22 protein-coding genes are annotated in these 26548 nt (G+C 60.8%); 13 read left to right on the forward strand and 9 right to left on the reverse strand.

Features of this window, described 5'->3' with window-relative positions:
* A partial coding sequence (locus tag BEN48_RS18360) for an IS110 family transposase (RefSeq protein WP_070736440.1) occupies positions 1 to 705 on the reverse strand: 705 nt, incomplete at its 3' end.
* Positions 706 to 1029: 324 nt separating this feature from the next.
* Here BEN48_RS18360 and BEN48_RS17215 point away from each other — a divergent pair.
* Positions 1030 to 1512 carry a DinB family protein gene (locus BEN48_RS17215; RefSeq protein WP_070736442.1) on the forward strand — a complete coding sequence of 161 codons (483 nt, stop codon included), beginning with the start codon at positions 1030 to 1032 and terminating at the stop codon, positions 1510 to 1512.
* A gap of 278 nt (positions 1513 to 1790) precedes the next feature.
* Here BEN48_RS17215 and BEN48_RS17220 read toward each other — a convergent pair whose 3' ends face one another.
* The 3 genes from BEN48_RS17220 to BEN48_RS17230 form a co-directional block, all read right to left on the reverse strand.
* Entirely contained in the window at positions 1791 to 2819 is a 1029-nt protein-coding gene (locus BEN48_RS17220) for a hypothetical protein (protein ID WP_241502314.1), read from the reverse strand.
* A 196-nt stretch (positions 2820 to 3015) separates the two neighbouring features.
* Positions 3016 to 4344, reverse strand: a complete 1329-nt coding sequence (locus BEN48_RS17225; RefSeq protein ID WP_083321179.1) for a M56 family metallopeptidase — start codon at positions 4342 to 4344, stop codon at positions 3016 to 3018.
* Positions 4322 to 4588, reverse strand: coding sequence for a BlaI/MecI/CopY family transcriptional regulator (locus BEN48_RS17230; protein WP_317043718.1), 267 nt, complete (start codon positions 4586 to 4588; stop codon positions 4322 to 4324). Before BEN48_RS17230 ends, BEN48_RS17225 begins: the two co-directional genes overlap by 23 nt.
* Before the next feature lie 473 nt (positions 4589 to 5061).
* Between BEN48_RS17230 and treF the strand changes: the two genes are divergently transcribed.
* The 3 genes from treF to BEN48_RS17245 all read left to right on the forward strand — a co-directional run bounded on the left by treF (position 5062) and on the right by BEN48_RS17245 (position 9507).
* Positions 5062 to 6699: an alpha,alpha-trehalase TreF gene (gene treF, locus BEN48_RS17235; protein WP_070736446.1), complete on the forward strand. Its 1638-nt coding sequence runs from the start codon at positions 5062 to 5064 to the stop codon at positions 6697 to 6699.
* A 219-nt stretch (positions 6700 to 6918) separates the two neighbouring features.
* Positions 6919 to 7725, forward strand: a complete 807-nt coding sequence (locus BEN48_RS17240) for a porin family protein (RefSeq protein WP_083321180.1) — start codon at positions 6919 to 6921, stop codon at positions 7723 to 7725.
* 675 nt (positions 7726 to 8400) lie between these two features.
* Positions 8401 to 9507: a S8 family serine peptidase gene (locus tag BEN48_RS17245; protein ID WP_241502315.1), complete on the forward strand. Its 1107-nt coding sequence runs from the start codon at positions 8401 to 8403 to the stop codon at positions 9505 to 9507.
* A gap of 90 nt (positions 9508 to 9597) precedes the next feature.
* Here the strand turns inward: BEN48_RS17245 and BEN48_RS17250 are convergent, their stop codons facing one another.
* The 3 genes from BEN48_RS17250 to BEN48_RS17260 form a co-directional block, all read right to left on the reverse strand.
* Positions 9598 to 10683, reverse strand: coding sequence for a proline iminopeptidase-family hydrolase (locus BEN48_RS17250; protein WP_070736449.1), 1086 nt, complete (start codon positions 10681 to 10683; stop codon positions 9598 to 9600).
* A 219-nt stretch (positions 10684 to 10902) separates the two neighbouring features.
* Positions 10903 to 13077, reverse strand: coding sequence for a S9 family peptidase (locus tag BEN48_RS17255; protein WP_070736451.1), 2175 nt, complete (start codon positions 13075 to 13077; stop codon positions 10903 to 10905).
* Between the two features lie 204 nt (positions 13078 to 13281).
* Positions 13282 to 13671, reverse strand: a complete 390-nt coding sequence (locus BEN48_RS17260) for a dodecin family protein (protein WP_070736452.1) — start codon at positions 13669 to 13671, stop codon at positions 13282 to 13284.
* Positions 13672 to 13890: 219 nt separating this feature from the next.
* Between BEN48_RS17260 and fumC the strand changes: the two genes are divergently transcribed.
* From fumC to BEN48_RS17290, 6 genes are all read left to right on the forward strand, one after another.
* Positions 13891 to 15285, forward strand: a complete 1395-nt coding sequence (gene fumC, locus BEN48_RS17265) for a class II fumarate hydratase (protein ID WP_070736453.1) — start codon at positions 13891 to 13893, stop codon at positions 15283 to 15285.
* A 199-nt stretch (positions 15286 to 15484) separates the two neighbouring features.
* Positions 15485 to 16078 (forward strand): GNAT family N-acetyltransferase, encoded by a 594-nt coding sequence (locus BEN48_RS17270; protein WP_070736454.1) that lies wholly within the window; start codon positions 15485 to 15487, stop codon positions 16076 to 16078.
* A complete protein-coding gene (locus tag BEN48_RS17275; protein WP_070736455.1) occupies positions 16071 to 16478 on the forward strand; it encodes a diacylglycerol kinase family protein in 408 nt (135 codons plus the stop codon). Before BEN48_RS17270 ends, BEN48_RS17275 begins: the two co-directional genes overlap by 8 nt.
* 94 nt (positions 16479 to 16572) lie before the next feature.
* A complete protein-coding gene (locus tag BEN48_RS19870; RefSeq protein WP_241502316.1) occupies positions 16573 to 17049 on the forward strand; it encodes a DUF6970 domain-containing protein in 477 nt (158 codons plus the stop codon).
* 97 nt (positions 17050 to 17146) lie between these two features.
* Positions 17147 to 17644 carry a DinB family protein gene (locus BEN48_RS17285; RefSeq protein WP_070736456.1) on the forward strand — a complete coding sequence of 166 codons (498 nt, stop codon included), beginning with the start codon at positions 17147 to 17149 and terminating at the stop codon, positions 17642 to 17644.
* Positions 17645 to 17729: 85 nt separating this feature from the next.
* Positions 17730 to 18350, forward strand: a complete 621-nt coding sequence (locus tag BEN48_RS17290; RefSeq protein WP_070736457.1) for a thioredoxin family protein — start codon at positions 17730 to 17732, stop codon at positions 18348 to 18350.
* A gap of 72 nt (positions 18351 to 18422) precedes the next feature.
* Here the strand turns inward: BEN48_RS17290 and BEN48_RS17295 are convergent, their stop codons facing one another.
* Positions 18423 to 19268, reverse strand: a complete 846-nt coding sequence (locus tag BEN48_RS17295) for a DUF4382 domain-containing protein (RefSeq protein WP_070736458.1) — start codon at positions 19266 to 19268, stop codon at positions 18423 to 18425.
* 111 nt (positions 19269 to 19379) lie between these two features.
* Positions 19380 to 22433 (reverse strand): AsmA family protein, encoded by a 3054-nt coding sequence (locus BEN48_RS17300; RefSeq protein ID WP_070736459.1) that lies wholly within the window; start codon positions 22431 to 22433, stop codon positions 19380 to 19382.
* A gap of 483 nt (positions 22434 to 22916) precedes the next feature.
* Between BEN48_RS17300 and BEN48_RS17305 the strand changes: the two genes are divergently transcribed.
* The 3 genes from BEN48_RS17305 (at position 22917) to gldJ (ending at position 26513) form a co-directional block, all read left to right on the forward strand.
* Entirely contained in the window at positions 22917 to 24044 is a 1128-nt protein-coding gene (locus BEN48_RS17305; protein ID WP_070736460.1) for an OmpA family protein, read from the forward strand.
* 96 nt (positions 24045 to 24140) lie between these two features.
* A complete protein-coding gene (locus BEN48_RS17310) occupies positions 24141 to 25187 on the forward strand; it encodes a PorP/SprF family type IX secretion system membrane protein (protein ID WP_158010237.1) in 1047 nt (348 codons plus the stop codon).
* 69 nt (positions 25188 to 25256) lie between these two features.
* A complete protein-coding gene (gene gldJ / locus BEN48_RS17315; RefSeq protein WP_070736461.1) occupies positions 25257 to 26513 on the forward strand; it encodes a gliding motility lipoprotein GldJ in 1257 nt (418 codons plus the stop codon).
* Positions 26514 to 26548 lie beyond the last annotated feature (35 nt).

A 26548-nucleotide genomic window follows, 5' to 3' on the forward strand; every position in this document is an offset into this window, starting at 1 on the left:
CGACTCGAAGTGGCGCGGGCAGCAGCGTGCGCGCCCGGCGTAGGCCACGGCCTGGCGCCAGCCGGCAAAGGCGCGCAGCCCGGGCCCGGCCAGCAGCAGCGAAAGGGCGATGCGCGTTCCCACGCTGGGAATGGTTTGCAACCGGGCGTAGTCGGCCCCGCACTGGGCCTGGGCATCTTCGCGCAGGCTCTTTTCCAGCGCGGCGAGTTGCTGGTCCAGCCCGGCCAGCTCCGCGTCGAGGGCCTGGGTGCTGACCGGGTCGGGCCAGGGCGATTGGGCCAGCGTGTGCTGGTGGTTGCTCAAGGCCGTGCGCTGGCCCCGGAGCAAGTCGAGCAGGGCTTGGCGCTGCTGCAGCTGGCTCAACCACCGGGCCGTGGGCTGGTGCAGGACTGGGGCGAAGACCCGACCGAACTGGCTCAGCAGCTGCGCGTCCGTGCGGTCGGTTTTGCTGCGCCGCAGCTGGCTTTGGCCAAAGCGGCGCACGGACAGCGGGTTGACCACACACACGGCCTGGCCGGCTTGGTGCAGGGCGGCGAGCAGGCGCAGCCCATAGGGGCCGGTGGCTTCGAGCACGCACACGGCCCCGGCCGGCACGTCGGTCAGCAGGGCGGGGTACCCGGCCGGGGTTTGGGCCAGGCGCTGCACGCCACCGGGCAGGTCGGCGTCTACGTACGCCTGGCTGATATCAAGGCCAATGTAGTCCATAAAAAAGGGGAGGGGGATAAGCGTGAAACCACACGAAATAGTGGCGCTCCCGCCCCGTCTCCCACCATCATTCATTCGGCCTGTGACGACCACTGAACTGTCCGGGCTTACGGGCGGGCGACCCAACGGGTGCCGGCATGCTGAACGGTCTCCAAAACCAATGACCAACCTCGGCGTGGCCCAAAAGGATGCCACCACAAACATATAATGACAGAGACTTTATTTTCAATACTATTTTCCGTAAGGATGCCTCCAGGCTAGTAGCATCCGTATAGTCCGGTTCTTAACGACTACACAAAAAGCAGAAATAGCAGTTGGCATTCAATGGACAGACCTAGTCAAAAAGCCCTGCTGGCGGAGCTAACCAGCCTGCTCACAAAGGGCAACGCCCACGCCACCTTCGAAGAAGCCATCGACGGCCTCACGCCTAAAATCTGGAACCAGCGCCTGCCCGATGTGCCCTACACCATCTGGCAGCTGGTCGAGCACATCCGCATCGCGCAGTGGGATATTGTGGAGTTCTCCATCGACCCCGAACACCAATCGCCAACCTTCCCGGAGGGCTACTGGCCAGCCCCCGATGCCACCGCCGATGAAGAACAATGGCAGGCCGCCCTGGACCACATCCGGCAGCAGCGGCAGCGGTTCCTGCACCTGCTGCACGCGCCGGGCACCGACCTGCTGGCCCCCATCCCGCACGGCACCGGTCAAACCATTCTGCGCGAAGCCCTCCTCATTGCCGACCACAACGCCTACCACGTCGGCGAAATCGTGCTGATACGGCGCCTGTTGAAGGACTGGGAATAGCCTGCTGACAATTTTTGGGGCGGTGAAGAGACGCAACGTCCTGCGTATCTGCGTTGCACGGAGTCGGTGAACGGCAACGCCCGAACGGCGCTCTTTACTCGGCTTTCGCTATAGTGTTTCCCTAGCCGGCACTGTTGATTTGGGGCTCGGTGCCGCGCCGGTGCACCGTGTTGCTGTCGCCGGACACTGGCTATGGCCGTCACGTTTTCCAGGGTTGGAGCCAATAAAAAAGGTCGCTGGAACATCCAGCGACCTTTTTTTATCTAACGCGGTACCGTTTACTGGTACTGAATGTACAGCGGCGCGGGCTTGAGGGCGATTACTTCCTCAGGCGTCATGATGTGGTGGGGCTTGGGACGGGCGTCGTACTCGTAGAACAGCTTGAAGCCGGTGTACTGCACGGGCTCGTTCACGATGTAGTGCTGGTAGGAGTCCTTCTTGAGGGTGGGGTCGCCGTGGCCGTCCATGTGCATCACAATCTGCACGCGGGGGTCGAGCTTGATGTTTTTGTAGTTGGACACCATTTTACGCGTGAAGCGGTGCACGGTGAGCACCTTGGGCGGCAGCTTGTTTTCGCTCACGATGCGGGCCAGGAAGCTCACCGTGAAGTTGATGTCCTTGGCGTCGAGGGTGCCGATTTTCTGGTTGGGGCGCACGCCGGGCATGGTGGAGAGCGAGAACTCGGGGTCGATGCCCAAGTGCACGATGGGGTCTTTGAGGTAGGGCTCCAGCTTGGGCAGCTCGGCCGCGAGGGTGCTGTGGCCGGGCTGCACGTCCAGGAAAATAATGCAGTTGTGCTCCTTGGCCCAGCTGATTACTTCCTCAATAGTAGCTTTGGAGTTCATCAGGCGCCATTTGCCGTCTTTGCCGGGCGTGCCCTGGGCTGTGATGGTCACGTTGTGCAGGGCGGCCTGCACGCCCCGGCTGGGGTCGGCGGCGCGCCACTCGGCCAGCACCTTCTCAAACTTGCGGAACATCTGCTCCTTGGGCTCGCGGCCCAAAATGCCCATGCCCTTCGAGCGGATGTTGCCATAAAAGGCCACAATGCGCTTGCCCGGCAGAATGGCGCCCGGCAGCTGCCCGCTTTTCTTCATTATGGAATCGGCCAGCAGCGAGTCGCGGCGCATGACCATGGCATGCAGCTGCGCCGAATCGAGGGTCACGGGCTTGGCGGCAGCTTCGGCGGTGGCACCGGTGGGGGTTTCGCCCTCAGCAGAGCGGGTCTGGCAGGCGGGGAGGCCTGCAAAAGCCAGTAAACTCAGGGATGCCGCCACTACGGCATGGCGCGGAAGGAAAGAAAATAACACGGAAGGAACTGCAATTAAAAGGTCAATACTACCCGCAAGTTACTTCATTCCGAGCGGTTGGTGCCGGAGCAAACGCAGAAAGGCCCCGGCCAACGGCGGAGCTTTTCGGGCGGTTTCTCGGGTCAACGGGCCAAAAAGCTGTGGGCGTTGGCTCTGGCTTACAGGCGAACAGCAGTTTTGTATTTACAAATCGCGCCTATATTTTGAACATTATAGGTACAGTGAAAGTGACGGCCACAGCTTTGCCGCCTTGGGTGCCGGGCGTGAAGCGAGGCAGCTTTTGCACTGCAGCAATTACAGCAGCATCAATTGCAGGGTCCAGCCCTTTCACAATTTTTGCCCCTTTTACCTGCCCTTCGCTGTCGACGTAGAAAGAAACGAATACCCGTCCTTCTGTATGGTTAGCCAAAGCTGATTTGGGATAAATCACATTGCGCTGGATAGCTTCTACAATGGCCTTGTTGCCACCTCCACCAGGTAGCTGCGGCATGTTCTCAACATACGTATACACCGGTGGCGACGACACAGGTTGTGGTGTTTGACCCATCGGGACCGGCGGCGGCGGCGGCGGGGTACCCTGCCGCAGCACGGCAGCGGGCTTGGGGCCCGGGCCGCCCTGGGCAGCCGTGCGCCCACTGGCAACAACAATGAACAGCGAAGCCACAAGCGGCAGCGCGAGCCACTGTTTCCAGCGGCGAACAGGAGAGGTTTTATGTATCATGGCAATGCGACGTAAGGTTTGGGAATGAGAAAAAGCATGCGCAAGCGGGACGGAGAAACCCAGGCGGGTGGCCACTTGCCGGGCCAATAGGTGAGCGTAGGAACGGGTGGAGGAAAACGGAGCCGAGGCGGCGCCCCACAGGGCTGCTTCGTCGGCCAGGTACTCATGGGTGAGGGCCAGGGCCCGGCCGCTCAGGTGCACGAAGGGGTTGAACCAGAGCACCACGCGCAGTAGTTCGAGCAGCAGGCGGTCGTAGGTGTGGCCCTGGCGCACGTGGGCCAGCTCGTGGCGCAGCACCTGGTCGGCTTCGGCGGCGCTCAGCGGCAGGGTTTCGTCCCAAAACACGGTGCGGCCGAAGGAGCTGGTGGGCAGCGTGCCGTGGGTACGGGCCAGGGTGTAACCATCGCCCGGCTCGCGGGCCAGGCGGCGCGTGCTTTGCCACAGCCGGCCCAGCTCCCAGCCCAGCTGCACCAGCATAAACACGGCACCGCTCAGGTACAGCGCCAGCGCCCAGAACGCCCAATCTATGCTGGCGGCTTGGCTGGCGCCATTGGCCCCTACCACCACCGTGGGCAGCAGCACCGCCGATACCCCACTCAGCGCCACTGGCTGCGCGCCCCAGGCCGTGGGCCACGCCAGCGGCAGTAGCGGCAGGCCCGCCGCCAGCACCGGCCCCAGCACCAGAAAGGCGCGGTTGTAGGCAAAGCCGCGCTCGCCGCGCAGCAGAAACCAGTAGCAGAGCCACCACGCCCCCAGCAGCACCGTGCTGAGCAGCATCCAATTAAGCAGGCTGATTGGGTTCATCGGAAGTAGGGTTTTGGGGTTCGGAGGCGTGGCGGAGCAGCTCGTCGAGCTGGGCAGCGTCGAGGTTTTCTTCTTTGGCGAAGAAGGAAACCAGGCGGCTGAAGGAGTTGCCGAAATGGCCGCCCAGCAGCTTGCGCAGCGAGAAGCGGCGGTACTCATCCTGTTCCACCAGCACGAAGTAGCGGTGCGTGCGCCCAAAGGCTTCGTGGTCGACAAAGCCCTTGGTTTCGAGGATGCGGATGATGGTCGAAACCGTGTTGTAGGCCGGTGCGGGGGCCGCAGCTCAGCCAGCACGTCCTTCACGAAGGACGGGCCGAGGCGCCAGAGCACCTGCATCACCTGTTCTTCGGCGCGGGTGAGTTCGGGAAAGGAAGGGTCCATGGGTTAGGAGCAATGGTGTCAGGATATTGCAAACGTATAACTAAAATTTTAGTTTTACGACTAATCAATTAGTTTCAGGTAATAATTATTTCTAACTGTCTGTCATCTTGAGCGGAGCGAAGGACCTTATCATGCCTGAGCTGCATTCGTTCGATGAAAATCAAGTGCGATAAGGTTCTTCACTCCGCTCAGGATAACACCCTTTTTTATTTTCACTTCTTCCTCCCATAATGCACCGCATTGTCTCCCCGGCACCCAGCCACGAAGCGAAAAGCCCACGAGCCACGTAAGCAGTGGCTGGCCCCGTCTAAATGCCAGCTTTCATTTCCTCCCCTCATGCTCAACTACTACTTCTGCTGCTTGCTGGCCTTGCTGCCCCTGATGAGCAGTGCCCAGACGGCTCCCGCAACCCAGCCACCAGTCGCTACTGCCCCGCAGGTACTTGCCCGGCCCGCGTCGCCCCGGCAGCTGTTTCCGGGCTTATTCGAAGCCGTGCAGCTGGGCCGCGTTTTCGCCGATGGCAAGACCTTCGTGGACGCTGTGCCCCGGCAGCGGCCCACCACCATTCTCGCCGCCTGGAAACGGGAGAAATCCCAGCCCGGCTTTCAGCTCAAAGCCTTTGTAGCGCGCTATTTCGAGTTGCCGGCTGACGGCGGGGTTCCCTTCAAGAGCGACGTGCAAGCCGGCCTGCGCCACCACCTCGACACGCTCTGGACAGTGCTGGCGCGCCCCGCCGCCCCGGCCGTGGACCCCGCTGATTCGCTGGCCGCCTACCGCTCCCTGCTGCCCTTGCCCAAGCCCTACCTGGTGCCGGGCGGCCGTTTCCGGGAGGTGTACTACTGGGACTCCTACTTCACGATGCTGGGCCTGGCCGAAGCCGGCAAAGGGCAGCTGCTGAAGGACATTACCGATAATTTTGCCTTCCTGATAGGCCGCTACGGCTTCATTCCCAACGGCAACCGCACGTACTACCTCACCCGCTCGCAACCGCCGTTTTTTGCCAGCATGGTAATGCTACTGGCCCAGGAGCGCGGCAACGGCGAGCTGCTGCGCTACCGCGGTGCCCTGGCCGCCGAGTACCGCTACTGGATGCGCGGCGCCGAGCAGCTGAAGCCCGGCACCGCCGCCCGCCGGGCCGTGCGCCTGCCCACCGGCGCCGTGCTCAACCGCTACTGGGACGACAGCGACCAGCCCCGCGAAGAGTCCTACGCCGAAGACGTGGCCGCCGCCAGGCTCAGCAAGCAGCCGCCCGCGCAGTTCTACCGCCACATCCGGGCGGCGGCCGCATCGGGCTGGGACTTCAGCAGCCGCTGGTTCCGGCCTGGGGGCGGCCTGGGCACCATCCAGACCACCGACATGGTGCCCGTGGACCTGAACTGCCTGCTCTACCACCTGGAGCTGACCCTGGCCGAAGCGGCCAAGCTGGCCGGCCAGCCGGCCGAGGCGCGGCTCTACACCGCCAAAGCCGCCCAGCGCAAAGTGGCGCTCATGGCCCTGACCTGGGACACCAAAGCCGGCTGGTTCCAGGACTACAACTGGCGGCTGCGGCAGCGCTCCCCGGTGCGCACGCTGGCGGGCGTGTTTCCGCTGGCGTTCGGGCTGGCCTCGGCGGCGCAGGCGGCGCGCGTGGGCACCACCATCAAAGCCAGCTTCCTGAAGCCCGGTGGTCTGGTAACTACCCTCACTGAAACCAAGCAGCAGTGGGACGCGCCCAACGGCTGGGCGCCGCTGCAGTACCTCGCCATTGAGGGCCTCATGCGCTACCAGCAGCAACCGCTGGCCGACACCATTGCCCGCCGCTGGATGGGCCTGAACCAGCGGGTATTCACTCAAACCGGCCAGCTGCTGGAGAAGTACGACGTGCTGCACCCCAACCGCAAGGCCGGCGGCGGCGAGTACCCGCTGCAGGACGGCTTCGGGTGGACCAACGGGGTGCTGTTGCGGCTCATGAACCGCTACCGCGTGGGGGAATAACCCCCCTTCCCCAGCCAGGTGCCGGGTCTGGGAAATCCGCATCCGGAGGCGAGAAAAGGCTTTTGCAATGGTTTGCCGGTGGTGAAAGCGGCGGTGGCGCGGGCACGCCTTAAAGTTTGGCACGGTTTTGCATCATACCCTTGCATCGGCCTACCAGCCGGGCGTTTGGCCCGGCACTCACGGGGCCGGTTTCTTTCACACTTCCCAATTCTTTTGGTCATGAAATTTTCACGCCTTTCGGGCGGCCTGGCCGCGGCTTGCCTTTTGATTTCTGCTGCTGCCACCACTGCTTCGGCCCAGGGTGCACGCGACGCTTACGGCAACCCCAAAGCGGCGCCTTCGCCCCGCTCGGCTCAGGGCCAGCGCGCTCCGGTGCGCAGCCAATCGGCTAATACAGTGTCGGCCGGTGCCAACTCGGCGGTTCGCTTCGGCTTCCGGGGTGGCCTCAACCTGGCCGATGTACAAGGTGACGCCGTGAAAAGCTTCACTGAGCTGGCCGGCTTCGTTCCCGATGGCGCCATTACCAAGCAGATGCGTCCCGGCTTTTACGCCGGTGTGTATGCCACGCTGCCGCTGGGCCCCGGTTTCGCCATTGAGCCTGGTATCAACTACTCCGAAAAAGGCACCGTGCTAAAAGGCACCCTGCCCTTCCCCAAACTCGATTTCCTAAAAGCGAGGGTGACGGGTACCGCCCGCCTGGCATATGTGGATGTGCCCGTGCTGGCCAAAGTGTTTGTGACGCCTGGCTTCTACCTCTACGCCGGTCCGCAGGCCTCTTTCCTGGTGAGCGGCAAGGCGCGGGTGCAGGCCGGTGCCCTCGGCATCAACGCCTACCAGGACGATTTTGACATCTCCAACCAGCTCCGCAAAGTCGACTTTTCGGCCGTGGGCGGCTTGGGCTACCAGTTTGAAAACGGCTTCGGCCTGAGCGCGGGCTACGACTACGGCCTGACCTCGCTGGACAACAACAACCGCTTCGACGCCCAGAACCGGGTGATTAAAATAGGCGCAAACTTCTCTTTTTAAGCTGATTATCAGCCATTCTAGTCCACTTATCTATTTTCACTTATTGTTAGCGCAAGTATCCTAGCTATATTATCAAAAGGCCCCACCGCTGCAACGGAGGGGCCTTTTTGGTTGTAAACAGGTGGCTTTTGGCCCTTGCTTCAACTCCCCGCTTGTCACCGCACGCCTACGGGATTGCTGTGACTCAGGCCTTGCGCCAGGCGCACGAGGCTCACCGGCGCGGGCGCCGTTGGCTAGCTGCTCGGTGGCGGCCCAGATGACGGTGCCCCACTGCTCGCTCTGGCTCAGCAACCAAAAATAGCATTAAATTGATTTTATATGCTATACTCCAGGAAAAATAACGGTACAGCTATTCTATAATGAATCATTCTTTTACAGGTACAGTTTGCCAGCCATCGAACAATTAATAAGGTTTTATGCGGCATTTTTTTGATTTGCGCGCTTTTTCCGAATTTTTAACCGCGCACCGAATATTGTGTATTTCCTAGCAGCCTCGGCTGTTGAATTGTCGGAATTCTTATCATCCATTTTTTCCTTTTTCCCATCTTTCGTTCCTGTATGCAAAACCGCTTTTCCAGTATCCGCTTCAATTCTTTGTTTTTGAATGGGGCTTTGCTCGCATCAGGCTTGCTGTTCGTGGGGTGCTCCCGTGAAACGGTTGCCCCATCGAGCTCTGTGCAACCAACGTTCGTAGCAGCCGATTCGCGGCTTAACGACGTAATTCCGGGCCAATACATTGTGGTACTGAATGACGGAGCCGTGGCTACGACTACAACGGATAGCTACGATGACAAGGTACGGAAGGTGAAAACGGCGGCCCAGGGCTTGTTGCGTGGCCGGGGATTGCGGGCCGAGGCAGTGGGCGTGGCCTATGGCCACGTTCTGAAAGGGTTTGCGGCCGTGCTCACTCCCAAGGAAGCAGCCGAACTGGCCCGCGATGGCCGGGTGAGCTATGTGGAGCCTGACCGCATTATTTCGTTGGGCAAGCCTGTGAAGGGTGGGAATACGCCCACCACCAGCACCCAAACCGTGCCCTATGGCGTTACCCGGGTGGGCCAGGGCGACGGCACCGGCAAAACCGCCTGGGTCATTGACACGGGCATCGACCTGAACCACCCCGACCTGCTGGTGGACGTGAATCGCAGCCGCTCGTTTCTGGGCCTCAGTACCTCCCCTGAGGATGGCAACGGCCACGGCACGCACGTAGCCGGTACCATTGCAGCCAAAAACAACACCTATGGCGTGGTGGGTGTGGCCGCCAACGCCACCGTGGTGGCCGTGCGGGTGCTTGATGCCTCGGGCAGCGGCGCTTCCTCGGGCGTTATTGCGGGCATCGACTACGTGGGCGCCAACGCCCGGGCCGGGGACGTGGCCAATATGAGCTTGGGTGGCAGCGCTTCGCAAGCCCTCGACGATGCCGTTCTCAACGCCTCCAACAAAGGCATCCTGTTTGCCATTGCGGCGGGCAACAACAGCGGCAACGCGGCCCTCAACTCGCCGGCGCGGGTGAACGGGCCCAATGTTTTCACCATCTCGGCCATGGACAACACCGATACCTGGGCCTCGTTTTCGAACTTCGGCAACCCACCCGTAGACTACTGCATGCCCGGCGTGAGCATCCACTCAACCTGGATAGGAGATGGCTACAACACCATCAGCGGCACTTCCATGGCCACGCCCCACATGGCTGGCGTGCTGCTGCTACGCGGCAAGTCCTTCACCACCAGCGGCAGCGTGAAGAACGACCCCGATGGTGTGATTGACCCAATTGCCCATTTGTAAGGCATTCCGTTGCTTCAACAAAAAAAAGGCAGCCCCGCATGGCTGCCTTTTTTTTGTTGAAGCAACGGAGTGGCGGGCCGGCCACCTGCACTACAGCTCCGCGCCCGGCTTGAGCGTGCCTGCGTCCACTGATTTCAGAAATTTGATGAGGCCCGTAAAATAGGTTTGCTGGTCGTCGTAGAGGCTCATGTGGCTGCCCTGGGGGCAGATGAGGGAGTTGCCGTTCTGCACCTTGGCAGCAATCATGCGCATGTGCTCGGGGTCCATGGTATCGTATTTGCCGCCAATGGACAGTACGGGCACGCTGAGCTTGGGCAGGTCGGCCACACGGTCCCAGTTCTCCAGCTTGCCCGAAACCCCGAACTCGCTGGGACCCTGCATGGTCACGTAGAGCGATTGGTTGGTTTTGCCCAGGGCGCGGTTCACGGGCTCGGGCCATTGGTCGAGGGGCAGGCGCAGCACGTGCTCGGCGTAGAAATTGGGCATCAGGAGCTCCATGTAGCGCGGGTTGGCGAAGTCCTTTTTGGCTTCTATGGCGCGGATTTCGGCCAGCACTTCGGGTTTCATTTGCTTGGCCAGCACTTCGTCGGCGTAGCGCCCGTAGGCAGGGCAGCTCATCATCATGTTGGAAATAATGAGGCCCTTAAGGTGCTGCTGGTACTTGAAGGCGTATTCGGCGGCCAGGATGCCGCCCCAGGAATGGCCCAACAGGTAGAAGTTGTCCTTGGTGAGGTTCAGGGCCTGGCGTACCTGCTCCACTTCTTCCACGTAGCGCGGCAGGCTCCACATGGCGGTGTCTTTGGGGTTGTCGGAAAGCCCGCAGCCCAGCTGGTCGTAATAAATAAACTCGATGCCTTCCCTGGGCAGAAAGTTTTCCATGCACTCGAAATACTCGTGCGTAGCGCCCGGCCCACCGTTGAGCAGCAACACTTTAATTTTGGGATTATTACCAAAGCGCTTGGTCCAGACGTTGAACTTGCCCTTGGGCGTGGTGATGGGAATGACGCGCACGCCGCCGTCCTGCACGCCGGTTTCGGTGGGCTCGAAGTAGCTGGCTGGCACACCGGCCGAAGCGGTGGTGCTGGCACCGGCAGTGGTGGTGTCGGGCGTGTTGCAGCCGGTGAACAGGGCAGCTCCCAACAGCGTAGCTGCTAAGACGGAGGAGATTTTTTTCATTGACCTGAAGAATGAGAAGTTGTAAATGGAGAACCGTCCTGCTTCACTTGACACTAACGCCGCCTGCACCACCTGTCATGCTGAGCCTGCGAAGCATCCTATCACGTCTGAACGCCTCGCCGAGAAATTCTGGAACGCTTCGTTCTGCGGTGAGAGGATGCTTCGCAAGCTCAGCATGACAGGTTAGGCGGGCGAGGCAGACATGCGAGATGGGGCGGCCTAATTCACCTCGCCTTTGGTGTTGATGTAGCGCTCGAAAAACTCGAACGTGCGCAGCATCTGGTCGATGCGCTGGCGATTGTCGCCGGAGCGCGTGAGCTCGTGGGTGCCGCCGGGGTGGCGCACGTACTCCACGGGGCGGCCCAGCACCTTGAGGCTGCGGTACATCATTTCGCTTTGCACAAAGCCGGTGCGGCGGTCGTTGTCGCCGTGGAACAGGATGTAGGGCGTGGTTATTTTATCGACGTAGCTGATGGGCGACTCGCGGGTGAGCACCTGCCGCACGGCGGGCTCCCAGGGGTAGCCGCCGAAGTAGTTGGGCACCAAACGCCAGGCATTGCCCTCGCCAAAGAACGTGGCCAAATCATACACCCCGCGCTGCGAGCAGGCGGCCTTGAAACGCTGGTCGTGGCTGATAATCCAGGCCACGAGGTAGCCGGCGTAGGAGCCGCCGGTCACGGTGAGCTTGGCGGGGTCGGCCCAGCCTTCGGCCACGGTTTTGTCGAGGGCCGTGAGCACGTCGCTGCTCGGGCCGGTGCCCCAGTCCAGCACGTTGGCCCGCAGGAAGTCTTGGCCGTAGCCGCCCGAGCCGCGCGGGTTGCTGTACACCACGCCGTAGCCCTGGGCCGCGAAATACTGGAACTCGTGCCACATGCTGGTTTCGCCCGGCCCCCACATGGCCGAAGGGCCGCCGTGGATTTCGAGCACCACCGGGTACTTCTGGCCGGCCTGGTAGCCGGTGGGCTTCATTACCCAGTACTCCACGGCCAGGCCTTTTTCGTTCACAAAGGAGTGCTTTTCGGGCAGCGAGAGGCGCTTGGTTTTCACCCAGTCGTTGAAATTGCCCACGGGCTGCACCTTTTTCAGTCCGGCATCGGCCACCAACAACTCCGAAGGGTTGAGCACGCCGGTCTGGGAAAACACCACCTTGTCGCGGGCCACGTCGAAGCTCGTGATGCCCGTGTCGGCTGCCGAGAGCTTTTCTACTTTCCGGGTTTTAATATTGGCTCGGTAGAGGGGCGCCCCGCCGTTGCTCTGGGCCGTGAAGTAGAGGTACTTGTCGTCGTCGCTCCACGTGAGGTTGCCCTTGCTGCGGTCAAACGGAATGATGACAATGTCCTTGGCGGTGCCGTTGAGCGGCATCACGGCCAGCTCGGGCACATTCACGCCGGTGGCGGGGCTCATTTGGAAGGCGAGCCACTTGCCGGAAGGCGATACTTCCGGGCTGGAATACACGGTGTTGTCCTGGCCCAGCAGCAGGCGGGGGCGGCGGCCGTCGCGGTCGGCCAAGTAAATTTCGTTTTCCAGCGAGCGGTCGGGATGCTGCAGCGAGTCGATGTCGGCCGAGAGCAGCAGGTGCTTGCCATCGGGGGTGAAAGCGGCTTGGTTGAAGCGGTAGAAACCGTTGGTGACGGCTACTGGCTTGGCCTCCGGGGCCGAGGCGTCAATCAGGAAAAACTGCGAAAAGCTTTGCTCCGCCGACACGTCGCGCTCGTCCTGAAAGTTGAGCTTGGTGAGCACCTTGGCCTTTTTGTCGGTTTCGTTTTTGTCGAGGTAGGCCCGGATTTCGGCTAGGCTGCCGTCGGCGTTGGGCTTGGCGGTGGTGGCGGCCAGCTGGTCGTTTTTATCGAATCCCGGCTTCTCGAAGGGCCAACGGGGCAGGCTTTTTGCGGCGTTCAGCAGGGAGTCATTCAATAGTTCGCGCAGCGGAATAGCCGCCGAAAACAGCACCTGCCGCCCATCGGGCGACCATTTGGGGCTGCCGGCGCCGTGCTTGTAGCGCGTGAGCTGCCGGCCTTCGCCGCCGTTGGCGGCCATCACAAACACCTGGGGCTTCTCGTCCACGGTCCGCACAAAGGCCAGCTGGCGGCCGTCGGGGCTCCAGGCGGGCTGCGAAGCGCCTTCCCGAGCGGCGGTCAGCTGCCGGGGCCTGGCGCCCGCCTCGGTGCCTATTTCATATAGCTGGGTTACGTTTTTGTAATCGGCCTTATTTTTTTCATCCGGCTCGATGCCCAGCACGGTGAAGGCCGCCTTGCGCCCGTCGCGGGTGAGGGTGATGTTGCCAATTTGCTTGATTTTGAGCAAGTCGGTTACTTTCACCGGCTCGGGGCCTTGCTGGGCGTAGGCCGGGCTGGCGGCTACGCAGCACAGCAGTCCAAGGAGAAGTTTTTTCATGAGTGAGAATGAGGAAACGAGGTGCGGGGTTGGGCCGGGCCGCGCAAGTAGCCGCGTTGGGCGTGTGAAAGGTAGCGCAAATCAGATGTATCCCGGACACTGATGTTTTGCAAAGAAGGCTCCCTGCCAAATAGCAGGGAGCCTTCTTTGGTTGATAAATACATCTCGCTCGCCCTTACGCGGAAGAGGAGCCGGTGGGTGCTGCTATCCGCTGTATCCGCCGCCGCTCTCGGGCTCGGTGGCGCTGCCGCCGGGCTCTACTTCGCGGGGCAGCTCGGGCTCGGTTTTCACGGCCACGTGGCTGTAGTCGGGGGCACCGTTGCCAGCGGGCACGGGGGCTTCCACAAAGGTGCGCTCCAGTTCGGAGAGGTCCAAGTTGGCCGGGCCGTCGGTGGGGGTGCCAAAGCTCACTTTGGCCGTCACGCGGTACTCCACGATGCGGTTGTTGCGCACTTTGCAGCTCTGGTCCTTTATGTAAATGGACGAAATATTGGGTATCGACGCGCTGACACTTTCTATGGCGCGCTGCAGGGCGTCTTCGAAGCTTTTTTCGGAGGAAGCCAGGATTTCAATAACTTGTTTGATGGAGGACATGCTTTTTAAGGGTAAAAAGGTGGTGAATGTGAAAATGGGAGAATAAAAACGTGGGGCCGTCGGTTCTGTTTGCTGTGTGTACGCCAGCCGGGCGCGGGTGGCTGTGCTGGTCGCGACAAAATCCGTGCTTCGGCGCTAACGTACTTTTGCGCCCGACGCTCCCGCCCCGTTGTATTTACACCTCTTCATATTCTTCACATTCTCCACATTAAAGAACCGATGGATTTCCGCACCGAAAAGGACACCATGGGCACCGTGCAAGTGCCCGCCACCGCATATTGGGGCGCCCAAACCCAACGCTCCATCGAGAACTTTCCCATTGCTCAGGACATCAACAAGATGCCCAAGGAAATTATCGCTGCCTTCGCTTACCTGAAAAAGGCCGCCGCCTTCACCAACCGCGACGCGGGCGTGCTGCCCGCCGAAAAGGCCGAGCTGATTGGCCGGGTGTGCGACGAAATTCTGGCCGGCGGCCTCGCCGACGCCTTCCCGCTGGTGGTGTGGCAAACGGGCTCCGGCACGCAGAGCAACATGAACGTGAACGAGGTGATTGCCTACCGCGGCCACGTGCTGAACGGCGGCCAGCTCGCCGACGAAAAGAAAGCCCTGGCGCCCAACGACGACGTGAACAAGAGCCAGAGCAGCAACGACACCTTCCCCACGGCCATGCACATCGCGGCCTACAAAATCCTGACCGAGAACACCGTTCCCGGCATCGAGAAGCTGCGCGACGCGCTGAAAGCCAAGAGCGAGGAGTTCATGGACATCGTGAAAATCGGCCGCACCCACTTCATGGACGCCACGCCGCTCACGCTGGGCCAGGAGTTTTCGGGCTACGTGTCGCAGCTCGACCACGGCCTGCGCGCCATCAAAAACACGTTGGCGCACCTGAGCGAGCTGGCCCTGGGCGGCACGGCCGTGGGCACGGGCATCAACACCCCGCCCAACTACTCGGTGAGCGTGGCCAAGCACATTGCCGACCTCACTGGCCTACCCTTCATCACGGCCGAAAACAAGTTTGAGGCCCTGGCCGCGCACGACGCCATCGTGGAAGCCCACGGCGCCCTCAAAACGGTAGCCGTGAGTTTGATGAAGATTGCCAACGACATCCGCATGCTCAGCTCCGGCCCGCGCGCCGGCATCGGCGAAATCGACATTCCCGACAACGAGCCCGGCTCCAGCATCATGCCCGGCAAGGTGAACCCCACCCAGTGCGAGGCCATGACCATGGTAGCCGCCCAGGTAATGGGCAACGACGTGGCCATCACCGTGGGCGGCTCCATGGGCCACTTCGAGCTGAACGTGTTCAAGCCGATGATGATTTACAACTTCCTGCACTCAGCCCGCCTCATCGGCGACGTGTGCGTGAGCTTCACCGACAAGTGCGCCTCGGGCATCCAGCCCATCAAAGCCAACATCAAAAAGCACGTCGACAGCAGCCTCATGCTGGTGACGGCCCTCAACCCGCACATTGGCTACTACAAAGCCGCTGAAATAGCCCAAACCGCCCACAAAAACGGCTCCACGCTGAAGGAAACCGCCCTGCAGCTGGGCTACGTGACCGAGGCCGAGTTCGACGAGTGGCTGAAGCCCGAAGAAATGGTGGGCCGGTAAGGCTCAATCATAAAAGAACGTCATGCTTATCTGGCGTTCGCGCAGCCGAAGCATCTCTACCGCCACCACTAAAATTGATTAGTTGCGCAGTAGAGATGCTTCGGCTGTGCGGACGCCAGATAAGCATGACGTTCTTCTAATTGGGCAAAATCTCCCTAAAAAGCAGTCCTTTCCTTTTTTCACCAGCACCTTTGCGCCGATGGACTTCTCTTCTAACATCGTTCTCGAAAACAACCGTGTTCGCCTGCGGCCCCTGGAAATTGGTGATTTCGAAGCCCTCAAGCTGGTGGCCTTCGATGCCGACCTGTGGCAGTACACCCTGACCCGCGGCGACGACGCCGTGAGCCTGGCTGCCTACATCCGCCAGGCCCTGGAGGCGCGGGAGCAGGGCCTGCGCTACCCGTTTGTCATCATCGACCGCGAAACGGGCCACCTCGCCGGCTGCACCAGCTACTACAGCGAGGCAGAAGCCGACCAGCGCATCAGCATTGGCTACACCTGGGTGGGCCGGGCCTTCCAGCGCTCGGGCCTGAACCGGGCCTGTAAGCACCTGCTGCTCAGCCACGCATTTGGGCAGCTGGGCCACGAGCGGGTGGAGTTGGAAACCGATGCGCGCAACCACAAATCCCGCACCGCCATGGCCCGCATGGGCGCCACCGAAGAGGGCACGCTGCGCAGCCACCGCATCACGCAGGGCGGCTTCCGGCGCGATACCGTCATTTTCAGCGTGCTCAAATCGGAGTGGTCGGAGCTGCGGCAGTCGGTTTTTCATCCCTTTGAATACCATGGCTGAGCCGGCCTCGCCCACCTCCCCGCGCCTGCGGCCACCGGAGGGACTGTGGCGCCGGCGCGTGGCCAGCTTTGGGCACGCCGTGCGCGGCGTATGGGCCGCCCTGCGCTCCGAAGTGCACCTGCAAGTACATGCCGTGGCTACGGTGGTGGTGGTTGGGCTGGGGTTCTACTACCACCTGGCCCGCCTGGAGTGGGCCCTGGTGGCCCTGGCCGTGGCCGGCGTGTGGGCCGCCGAGCTGGTGAACACCGCCATTGAAGCCCTCACCGACTTGGCTTCGCCGGCCTACCACCCACTGGCGGGCAAAGCCAAGGACGTGGCCGCCGGCGCCGTGCTGTTGGCCGCCTTGGGCGCGCTGGTGGTGGGGGCGCTGGTGTTCGGCCCGAAGCTTTTTCCGCAGTAAGAAACGCCCTCATCGGAACCATTGCCCGTGGTGGGCGTACCCATAGCCAGCCCACTGGCCTATCGGCGGGCCCGGCTTCCTATTCCCCCGCCCCATGCACCCGCTTTCCCTTGCCGTTACCGTTTCGCTGCTGCTGGCTACGGCCTGTGCCCCCAAGCAGGTGAGCGTGACCACGCCCGCACGTCCGTCGAAGACGATGCCAGACGTTGGCCCCTCCAACAACCGTTCTACCCCCGTCAGCACTCCCGGCAGCACCACCAGCCCGGCATCGGCCCGCATCGTGGAGTCCGACACCACGGCCCGGCCGGCGTGGCTCAAGGCCCGCATTGCTGAAGTGCTGGCCGAACGCAAGCGCAATCCCATCACGCGCATTCTGCGCTACGACTACGGCGGACAGACGGTGTACTACATCTCGGCCCCGTGCTGCGACCAATACTCGCAGGTGTACGACACCCGCGGCAAGCTGGTGTGCCAGCCCGACGGCGGCATTACCGGCAAAGGCGACGGCCAATGCCGTGATTTTGAAAAAAAGAAAACCAACGAAAAACTGGTCTGGCAAGACCCCCGGTGAAGGAGTTATGGGTGTTGAGTGTTGAATTATGAGTTGCTATTCTGCCAATTCATAACCCAACACTCGTAACTCGTAACTTATAACTCAACACTCCTTTATGAATACCTTAGAAAAACTCGGTGCTTTTAATGTGTGGGCCAATACCACCGTGCTCAAGCGACTCGACGAAGTGGCCGCTACCGGCCAGGAAATTCCGCCTGTGGCGATGCGCCTCTTCAGCCACGTGCTCAACGCCCAGGCCATCTGGATTTCGCGCATTGGCGGCACGGCCAGCCCCGTGAAGGTGTGGCAGGAACACGGCCTCGCCGCCTGCCACCAGCTGCATGCCCAAACCTCGGAGCCCCTGCACCAGCTTATGGTGAATGCTGACGAGACCGAGCTGCAGCGCCTTATTTCCTACACCAACTCCCTGGGCGACAGCTACGAAAGCCAGGTGCACGACATCCTGACCCACGCCGTGGTGCACGCCAGCTACCACCGCGCCCAGGTGGCTACCCGCCTGCGCGACCACGGCCTGGAGCCCGTCAATTCGGACTTCATCACCTACTGCCGTGAATTGTCGGCGGCAGCCCGGCGGGCAGTGCCCAGCTTGTAAGCAACCCGGCCCGCATGAACGCATGAAAACTCTTTTGGCCTGAAGAGGGTTTTCGGCTGCTTCCTCTCATTGAAGATTTTATCTTATGTCAGAATCAATTGCTGCTGTGCCGGTACTTACTGCCGAGCGCCTCGACAACGCCTATACTTACGCCAGCTACCGCCAGCTCATCAACCAGCTGATGGCCGAGAACCGCACCACTGGCCCCAACCAGGACGAGCATCTTGTTCAGTACGCTCGCCTCAACATCCAGCGCATGCAGCGCCTGGACAAGACCGTGCAGCTCCTGCCCGAACTCAAAGAGGCCCTGGCCCAAAACGCACAACGCTACGTGTGGCTCATCATTACCGAAGGCTGGTGCGGCGATGCGGCCCAGGTGGTGCCGGTGCTCGAAGCAGCGGCGCAAGCCAGCAACGGCACCATCGCGACCCGCTATGTGCTGCGCGACGAAAACCTCGACCTCATGGACCGCTACCTGACCAACGGCGGCCGCTCCATCCCGAAGCTCGTGGTGCTTCACGCCGACACCCTCACCGAAGCCGCTACCTGGGGCCCCCGCCCCGAAGCTGCCATAGACCTGTTCAAGCGCCTCAAGCAGGAAGGCGTGTCGTACGAGGACTTCGCCACCCAGCTCCATGGCTGGTATTCCAAAGACCGCACCCTGAGCACCCAGCGCGAACTGCTGGCGCTGCTTCAGCAACTGTAGTCGCCACATCGTGCATGAAAAAGGCCCAACCTCCTGCGAGGTTGGGCCTTTTTTGTGTTCCAACTTGGCCGATTAGTTCTGCGAAGTTGTGCCGAGGTCGGTCACGTTGTCGTTGGTTACTACCACACCGGTGCGCACGTTGTTGCGGTACGCGGGCAGGGTAGTAGGTGCTGTGGTGCTGGGGAAAAATTCCACGCGGTAGGTGCCAGCGGCTAGGCCGTTGATCTGGTAGGCGCCCGAAGCGTCAGCCGAAGTGCTTACCGTATCGGGGCCGAGCACGGTGGAGCGGATGGCCAGAATCTGGGGCAGGGCTGCAGCCGGGCTCACGGTGCCGCGAATGCCAGCGCGCAGGTCCTGGGCCACCACCCGAATAACGGGCTTCAGCAAGTAACGCTCTTTTTTGTCGTCGCCGGACTTCCAATTGCCGCGCTCTTTAATGGACTTGGCCACGTCGAAATCGAGCAGCAGCTGGAACGTCTCGCGCTCGCGCAGGGAGGCTTTGTCCAGCTTTAGTTTGACGCCCGACGACTGCCCGCTGGGGGTTTTGAGGTCGTACCGCTGGCCATCGCGGCCAATAACGTAGCTATTCGGTCCCAACAGGAGGCGAACTTCATCCAGGTCGCCAGGAGCAAAGTCCTCGCTCACGAGTAGGGCCGACTTGCCGTTCACGTAGTCCAACACGTTGATGGCCTGCGGCGTGAAGGTGAGGAGGCGGAGCTTTTCCGCGTCTTTCTCTTTTTTCAGGTGCACCTCAATCTGGCGCACGTCGAGCACCACGCTACGGAAGTCGCCGGGAGCGTCCATCAGCCGCACTTCGAGCTTCGACGACTCAGCTCCGTTCGAATCGGACTCTTTAGAGCAGCTGGCCAGCCCCAGCAGGGCGAAGCAGGCAAATGGGAATAAACGATTAAAGGACATGAGGAAATGATTATGATGAATAACAGGCTGTAAAACAGTTAGGCTAATGTACGCTCAGCTTCACCAAGCAGTTCAGTGGTGCAGCCTGACTTTCGATGAAACCGTGGGTTTTCACGGTTTAGTAGTGTCGGCAGGCGACGAATCAACCGGCGGTTTGGGGGTGGGCTTTGGTGCGGGCTTGGGTTTGCCAAACAGGCTGTTCAGCCCTTTTCCCACCTGGTTGCGCAAGCGCGCTTCGGCTTCGAGCTTGGCTTTTTCGGTGGCAATGCGGGCTTTTTCCTCGGCGGTCTGGTCGGCGGCATCAGTCACCACCTGCGTGCTGTCCTGCTTGGCTTTGTTCTTGGTGGCCAGCCCCATAAGCGCATCGGTGAGCTTGGTTTTCACTACGTTGGTCACAATGGCCTTGCCTTGGTCCTTCACGCTGCCGCTGGTGAGCTGCACAACGGGGTTGGCCATGGTGCCGCCAATGTTGAGGCCCAGCGTCACGCGCTCGGTGCCTTGAATGTCCTTCACGCCCGTGAGCTGCGTGAGCTTGCTGTTCAGGGCATTGCCCAGCTTGCCGGTGGGCACGTTGAGGGCCGTGACGTAGGCCAGCGCGCCGCTCAGGCTGTTGGAGCCGCCGAAGGTCATTTTTACGTCGCCCACGGTCAGATCGAAGGGCTGCACCACCAGGTTGCCGTTCACGATATTGGCCTGAATGGCCTTGTTCACCACCAGCAGGGTTTTCAGCTCAGGCAGCGTGGTGAGGCTGGCAATTTTGCTCATCACCTCCGACTGGTTGATGGCTGCCTTCACCACGTCAATTACGCCCTTGCCCGTGAGCGTGGCCAGGTTTGGGAACATGTCGGGGCCCATTTCGCCGCTCAAGCTGAATTTGGTGCCGAAGATGCCCTCGACTTGTCCCGCCAGCGGCACCAGCTTCTTAATGGTAGTAAAGGCCGAGAAAGCATTCTGAATGTTCAGGTTCTGGATATCCAGCCCAAAGTCGAACGTGGGGTGCGCCAGGTTCTTGCTGCTGTAGCTGCCCGTGGTGCCAAAGGTGCCGCCCAGCGTGTTAAAGGTCATGTTGCTGAGCCTGGCTGTCTCGTCGCGCACGGTCACGGTGCCCTTGGCATTTGTCAGCTTCAGGTTGTCGTAGGTCACGTTGTCCACCTTGCTGTTCAGCACGAGGTCGAAGTACTTGGGAATCTGAAGCACGCCTTCGGCTTTGGATGGGGCTTTGCCGCCGGTGGCGGTGGGCTTGGCGCTCACCTCGTCCACCATCCACTCGTTCACGTTGAAGTTGCGCGAGTTCACGTCCATGTTGCCTTTCAGCGACTGGCCCGGCGTGAAGAGGTAGCCCAGGTAGTTGCTCACCGTGCCCGAAGCCGAAAAATCGGAGCTGCCAGCCGTGCCGTTCAGGCTCTGCACCACAATCTGGTTGTTGTTGAAGGTGGCTGTGCCGGTGCTGATTTTTACACCCTGCGGCAGGTCCTTGCTCTTGTAAGTCACGTTGGTGGCCTTCACGGTGCCACTGGCCACCACGTTCTGATAGCGGCCGGCGTCCACGTCGGCCATGTTGCCCTTGGCGGCAATGTTGCCGGCCACGCGGCCCGTCACGGTCATGCCCTCCAGCGGGAAAATTTTGGTGATTTTGGTCAGGTCCACCGTGCCGCGCACGTTGGCATCAAACACCGGCTTGTCGATGTTGTGGGCCGTGAGGCGGCCTTCCAGCGGCTCGCCCTCCAACACCATCCGGAACTGCGGCAGGTTAATCTGCGTGTCGTTCACCTGGCCCGTGGTGTTCACCACCGTGCCGCTCAGGTTGATGTTCTCGATGGGCGCCGGAAACTGGGCCGATTTCACGAAGCCGTTGGTGAGGCGAATGGCCGCGTTCACCACCGGCATCCGGGTTTTGGAATAGATGCCCTTGGCCGTGCCGTCCACAAACAGCTGCCCGCGCATGGCCAGGTCTTTCACCGGATACACTTTCAGGGCCTCGGCCAGGTTCACGTTGGCTTTCACGCGGCCATCTACACGCATCGGCGCCAGCCCGTCAATGGTCACGTTGCCGTCCACGGGGTTGGGCCCCAGGTCGAGATGAAACTGCGGAATACTCACCTTCACGTTGTTGGTGAAGCCCGAGGGGTTATCGACCTTCATTTTAAGGTTGATGTTTTTGGCGGCCTGCGGCAAATCCGGGTACTTGAACTGGCCGTTGGTCACTACCAGGTTCACGCCGTAGCCGGGCATCACCAAGTCGTTTTGCGTGCCTTTGTAGTAGCCATCAAAAGCCACCGCCCCGCTGGTCTTAATGTCCTTAAATTTATCGGTGTATGCCCCCGGCACCAAACTCAGCAAGGTCTTAAAATCTGTTTCGAGCGCCTTAAACGTCAGGTCGTAAGTAATATCCTTCTCATTAGGAAGCCCAATGGCGCCCGCAAAGCTGAAGGGAAAGTCGTTGAGCTTTACCTTGTTGTCCTTGAAGGTGTAAATGCTTTTGGTCAGGTCCATTTCCATCGTCACATCGGCGTCGAGCTGCTTGTTGCTCACGTACGCCACGCCGTCGTAGGTCATGTCGAGGTCGGTGGCGGTGGTTTGCGAAACCATATCGAACACGTTGCTGGCAAAGTCGCCGCTGCCGCGGTGGTTCACGCCAGCGGCCTGCATGGAGAAGGGCAGGGTCAGGTCTTCGTAGCGCAGGCGGCCGTCGGTCATCTTCCAGCTCTTAATGGCGAGGTGCACCTGGCTGGTGTCTTGCCCTTTGGCAGCGGCTGCCGAATCCGAAATCAGGACGTCCCAGTTGGCCAGGCCGCTTTTCAGCACCCGCAGGCTCAGGTTGGGCTGTTCCAGCTCAATGGTTTTAATGTCTATGCGGCCGCCGCGCACCACGCTCATAATGTCGAGGCCCACGCGCAGGTTGGGCAGGTAGGCCAGCGTGTCGCGGCGGAACGAATCGAGGCCAATCACGCGCAGCTCGCGGATGTTCACCGTCATGTCGGGAAAGGAGCGGAGCAGGCTCACGTCGATGTTGGCGGGGTCGTACTGCACCGTGGCCCGCACGCGCTGGGCAATCTGCTCGTCGGCCAGGGCCCGCAGCTTGTCCTTAAAGAGCACCGGCGCCAAGGCCAGGGCCGCTACCAGCACCACCAAAAAAACACCGAAACCCAACAAAAATTTCCGCATAGCAGGATATAATTAGTTACTGGCAAAGGTATAGTCGTTACCCGCCGCATTTTTCCAGGCACCACGGCCAAAACCGCGCCTTACTTTGACTACAACCCCAAACGCGGCGCCACAATTTCCCTATGGACCCGGTCTTTTCACCTTGTGCGTCCGTTGGCAGCATTATGGCGAGGCATTCACGCAGTGCTTTCTTTTTGGAGAGTGCTATTCACAAGTCATCTGTAGCAGGTCGTATCGGCTTTACCCTTACTATAAATCAATTTTCAACGCTGGATTAATTATAAATTATTGAAGAATTATTACAAACCCGATTAATCAGTATATTTGACCCCTGCTCAAGTAAATCCGGCTTTCATTCCCCGGTCTGCTTTGTTTGGCGCGATACAATGGCAACCCTCAGCAATGCGGACTTTTTGCCAGGGTTGCGATGCCCCTGCCAGCCACCTCCCAGTGCCGTCCTATTTACTTTTTACGCCGATTAGTATGAAGCACTTTTTACACCTGCTGCTAGTTGCCTGGCTGCTGGGCGCATCGGGGGCCGCCCGGGCCCAGAACCTCGCCATGAGCCTTATGGGCCGTGTGCAGAGCGACGACCGCAAGCCCCTGCCCGGCGCAGCCATTACCGTTATTCACGTTCCGTCGGGGGTACGCCACGCCGTTTCGTGCGACGGGGCCGGTCGCTTTGTGGTGCCCAACCTGATGGTGGGCGGCCCCTACCTCATCCGCGTAGGAGAGGGCGGCTACCAGCCCCAGACGGTGGAGAATATTTTTCTGAAACCTGGCAAAACCGCCAATTTCACGGTCACCCTGGGCAAGCTTACCGGTAAAAGCCGCAACAATCAAGTGCCTGAAACTGCCTTGGCGCTGGCCGATGACGCCGTAGCAGGCGGTCCCGTGCTCACTGTCTCCAGTCAGTCCCGGTCGGTTGGGGCAGGACAGTCCGCAGTGCCGTCCGCACGCACGGCCGCACCAGCGCCGGTTGCGGAGGCACCAGCGTCCGCCGGGCCTGCAGCTAGCCCTGCACCAGCACCCACGGCGCGCTACAGCCGGTACCCCTCCACCCGCCGCCCCGCTGCCAAAGACCCCATTGTGTCCGGCCACTTCGATGCCAAGAGCGGCAATTACTATTACGAAACCGGCACTCCCACCACCCTGCGACTGCCTTCCGGCGACGCCATACAAGGAGTGGGCGTCAGCTCCACCGAAAGCAACCTTTACCAATTCCTCTCCAACCCCAAGGTGCAGGTTGATACCGTAGACCTTACCCGGGGCTGGTACAATTTCGACCGTGTGTTTTTCAACACCGGCAAGGCTACGCTCACCAAAGAATCCATCGAGCAGCTGCGCAATATTGCCACCGTGCTTAAGGCCTTCCCCAACACCCGCATTAAGCTAGGCGGCTACACCGACAGTACCGGCACCAGCAATGTAAACCGGCAGCTGAGCGATGCCCGCGCCCGCACCGCCTGGGCCACGCTAGTAGACATGGGCATCAGCCCCAACCGCATGGACGCCCGGGGCTATGGCCCGCGCTACTCCATTGCGCCCAACACCACCGAAGAGGGCCGCGCCATGAACCGCCGCCTGAGCCTGAAAGTGCTGCAGAAATAATGCGTCGGTTGCCCGGGGCGGGCAGTAGCTGAGCGCAGGCCGTACCTTTGCGTGGCCTTTAGCTACACATGCGGCTGCGGCGCCATGCTATCCACTATGCCAGTGCTGTACCCTACGTTGCGTGCCCAAATGCGCCTTGGCCTTGCGGCCTGCTTGCTGCTGGGCGCCGCAACCGGGGCCCGGGCGCAGGACGTGTTTTTTTCCCAGCCCTTTGCCACGCGGCTGCATACCAACCCGGCGTTTACCGGCCTGTTCGACGACTACGGCGTCACGCTCAGCTACCGCAACCAGTTTCCCAGCCTGGCGGGCTCCTTTGTGAGCACCCAACTCGGGGCCGATGTGCGATTGGACACCCCCGGCCAGCACCACGCCCTGGGCCTGCTTCTCAACCAGGACCGCAGCGGCAGCGTGGGCTACACCCGCTTCGAAGCCGGTGCGCTCTATGCCTACCACACCCGTCTCACCCAAACCGTAGCCCTGAGCGGGGGCCTGCGGGCCAGCTACGGCCGCCAGCGTGTGGGATATGACAATTTCGTGTTCGGCGACCAGATTCTGGAAGACGGCAGCGTCGTTGGTCCCAGCGCCGAATCGTTGGATTTCCAGCCCGTCAACTACCTGAGCCTGGGTACCGGGGCCGTGCTCTACACCGAGCAGGCGTGGCTCAGTGTGGCCGGCCAGCACCTCAACCAGCCCAACCTGGGCTTTCGGCGGCAGGCCCAGCTGCCTGTTTCGCTGAGTATATCCGGTGGCTACAAGCTCTTTTTGGTGCAGCCATCAACAGGAACTGACGCGCGCGAAGTGAGTTTCACGCCTGTGGGGGCCTATACGCGGCAGGGCGGCTCGCAGCGCACCGAAACGGGCGCCTATTTTACGGCTTCGCCCGTCACATTGGGCGCCGTGTATCGCAATATTCTATCCCCTAGCAACGTTGGTTCTCAGCACCTGCTGGCCGTGGTGGCGGGCATTCAGGCGGGGGGCCTGCGCGTGGGCTACAGCTACGACGTAGGCCTGAGCACCCTGAGCTCCGATTTGGGTGGCGCGCACGAACTCACACTTGCACTTAGCTCATTTGACCGATTAGAAAATGCCTATCGTCGCCTAAAAAAGCGTGTTTACCCAAAGGCCCCTTGTCCGGCATTCTAATTTTTTGTACTATTGTGTCCTAATTGCCCTAGATAACCCCTCAGCCCTCATACTCATTTTAACTTTGTTATGAAATTAACTAATTATCTATGCTTGGCCGCGGTGGGCCTCGTGACCTTGGCCGGCTGCGGCAAAGGCGGACCGCCCACTGCCCAAAAGCCAGGTAAATATTCTTCTACTACGGGCATTGAATACAATACCGAGAAGGGAATGGCCGTCGCCAACTTCAAGTCCGTACCTGAGGGTCCGGGCCTTATCTTCATCGAAGGCGGCCGCACAGTCCTCGGCTCGCAGTCGGAAGACGTATCCATGACGCACGACAACATCGAGCGCACGGTGACCATCGCCTCGTTCTACATGGACGAAGCCGAAGTAGCCAACATTCACTGGCTGGAATACTTGCACTTTATCCGCACCGACTCGGTGCAGGAATTTTATGAGTCTGCCCTGCCCGACACCACCGTGTGGGCCCGCGACCTTTCCTTCAACGACCCCTACGTAACCTACTACCTGCGCTACCCCGGCTTCCGCTACTTCCCCGTGGTGGGCGTGAGCTGGCTGCAGGCCGACGACTACTGCACCTGGCGCACCGCGCAGGTGAACCAGCGCTTGGCTAGCGGCGGCAGCAGCAAGTCGGGAGGCAAAAAAGGTTTATTCGGCCGCAAAAAAAACAAGGCTGCTGATGGCGCCGAAGGCACGGCTAACGCCGGCGATGGCAGACCAGCTGCTTCTATCGAAAATGGCAACACCCTGCCCAACTACCGCCTCCCCACCGAGGCTGAATGGGAATACGCTGCTCAGGCCCTCGTGGGCACGCAGGAAACGGGCAACGAAAACCAGGAAGAGAAGCGCATCTACCCCTGGGATGGTAAGTCGACCCGTAACGCCTACGGCAAAAAGCAGGGCCAGTTCCTAGCTAACTTCAAGCGGGGCCGCGGCGACTACGCCGGCATCGCCGGTAGCCTCAACGATGGCGCCATGATTACGGAGTACATCTACTCGTACCCCCCCAACGACTACGGCCTCTACAACATGGCCGGCAACGTGAACGAGTGGGTGCAGGACGTGTACCGCCCCCTCTCGTACCAGGATGTGGAAGACCTGAACCCTTTCCGTCGCAACGGCGTGGCTGACCCCGCCGACAAGTACGACAAGAAAGGCTACCAGTCGCTGATTGACGACCACGTGCGTGTGTACAAAGGCGGCTCGTGGCGCGATGTGGCCTACTGGCTCTCGCCCGGTACCCGTCGCTTCATGGACGAGGATTCGGCCACGGCTACCATCGGTTTCCGTTGCGCCATGATTAACGCCGGCAGCAACAAGTAAGACCACGGATTAGCTCGAATTTTAGCAAATTTCAC

This window comes from Hymenobacter glacialis, assembly GCF_001816165.1.
In the GTDB taxonomy this organism is placed as follows: domain Bacteria; phylum Bacteroidota; class Bacteroidia; order Cytophagales; family Hymenobacteraceae; genus Hymenobacter; species Hymenobacter glacialis.

Bases quoted from the DNA above. Each gene is read 5' to 3' on its own strand.
- BEN48_RS17240 (WP_083321180.1), top strand. From the start codon at position 6,919: ATGAAATTTTCACGCCTTTCGGGCGGCCTGGCCGCGGCTTGCCTTTTG.
- BEN48_RS17270 (WP_070736454.1), top strand. From the start codon at position 15,485: ATGGACTTCTCTTCTAACATCGTTCTCGAAAACAACCGTGTTCGCCTG.
- BEN48_RS17250 (WP_070736449.1), bottom strand. From the start codon at position 10,683: ATGAAAAAAATCTCCTCCGTCTTAGCAGCTACGCTGTTGGGAGCTGCC.
- BEN48_RS17300 (WP_070736459.1), bottom strand. From the start codon at position 22,433: ATGCGGAAATTTTTGTTGGGTTTCGGTGTTTTTTTGGTGGTGCTGGTA.
- BEN48_RS17310 (WP_158010237.1), top strand. From the start codon at position 24,141: ATGCCAGTGCTGTACCCTACGTTGCGTGCCCAAATGCGCCTTGGCCTT.
- gldJ (WP_070736461.1), top strand. From the start codon at position 25,257: ATGAAATTAACTAATTATCTATGCTTGGCCGCGGTGGGCCTCGTGACC.
- BEN48_RS17255 (WP_070736451.1), bottom strand. From the start codon at position 13,077: ATGAAAAAACTTCTCCTTGGACTGCTGTGCTGCGTAGCCGCCAGCCCG.
- BEN48_RS17295 (WP_070736458.1), bottom strand. From the start codon at position 19,268: ATGTCCTTTAATCGTTTATTCCCATTTGCCTGCTTCGCCCTGCTGGGG.
- BEN48_RS17305 (WP_070736460.1), top strand. From the start codon at position 22,917: ATGAAGCACTTTTTACACCTGCTGCTAGTTGCCTGGCTGCTGGGCGCA.
- treF (WP_070736446.1), top strand. From the start codon at position 5,062: ATGCTCAACTACTACTTCTGCTGCTTGCTGGCCTTGCTGCCCCTGATG.
- BEN48_RS19870 (WP_241502316.1), top strand. From the start codon at position 16,573: ATGCACCCGCTTTCCCTTGCCGTTACCGTTTCGCTGCTGCTGGCTACG.
- fumC (WP_070736453.1), top strand. From the start codon at position 13,891: ATGGATTTCCGCACCGAAAAGGACACCATGGGCACCGTGCAAGTGCCC.
- BEN48_RS17275 (WP_070736455.1), top strand. From the start codon at position 16,071: ATGGCTGAGCCGGCCTCGCCCACCTCCCCGCGCCTGCGGCCACCGGAG.
- BEN48_RS17260 (WP_070736452.1), bottom strand. From the start codon at position 13,671: ATGTCCTCCATCAAACAAGTTATTGAAATCCTGGCTTCCTCCGAAAAA.
- BEN48_RS17215 (WP_070736442.1), top strand. From the start codon at position 1,030: ATGGACAGACCTAGTCAAAAAGCCCTGCTGGCGGAGCTAACCAGCCTG.
- BEN48_RS17285 (WP_070736456.1), top strand. From the start codon at position 17,147: ATGAATACCTTAGAAAAACTCGGTGCTTTTAATGTGTGGGCCAATACC.
- BEN48_RS17290 (WP_070736457.1), top strand. From the start codon at position 17,730: ATGTCAGAATCAATTGCTGCTGTGCCGGTACTTACTGCCGAGCGCCTC.
- BEN48_RS17225 (WP_083321179.1), bottom strand. From the start codon at position 4,344: ATGAACCCAATCAGCCTGCTTAATTGGATGCTGCTCAGCACGGTGCTG.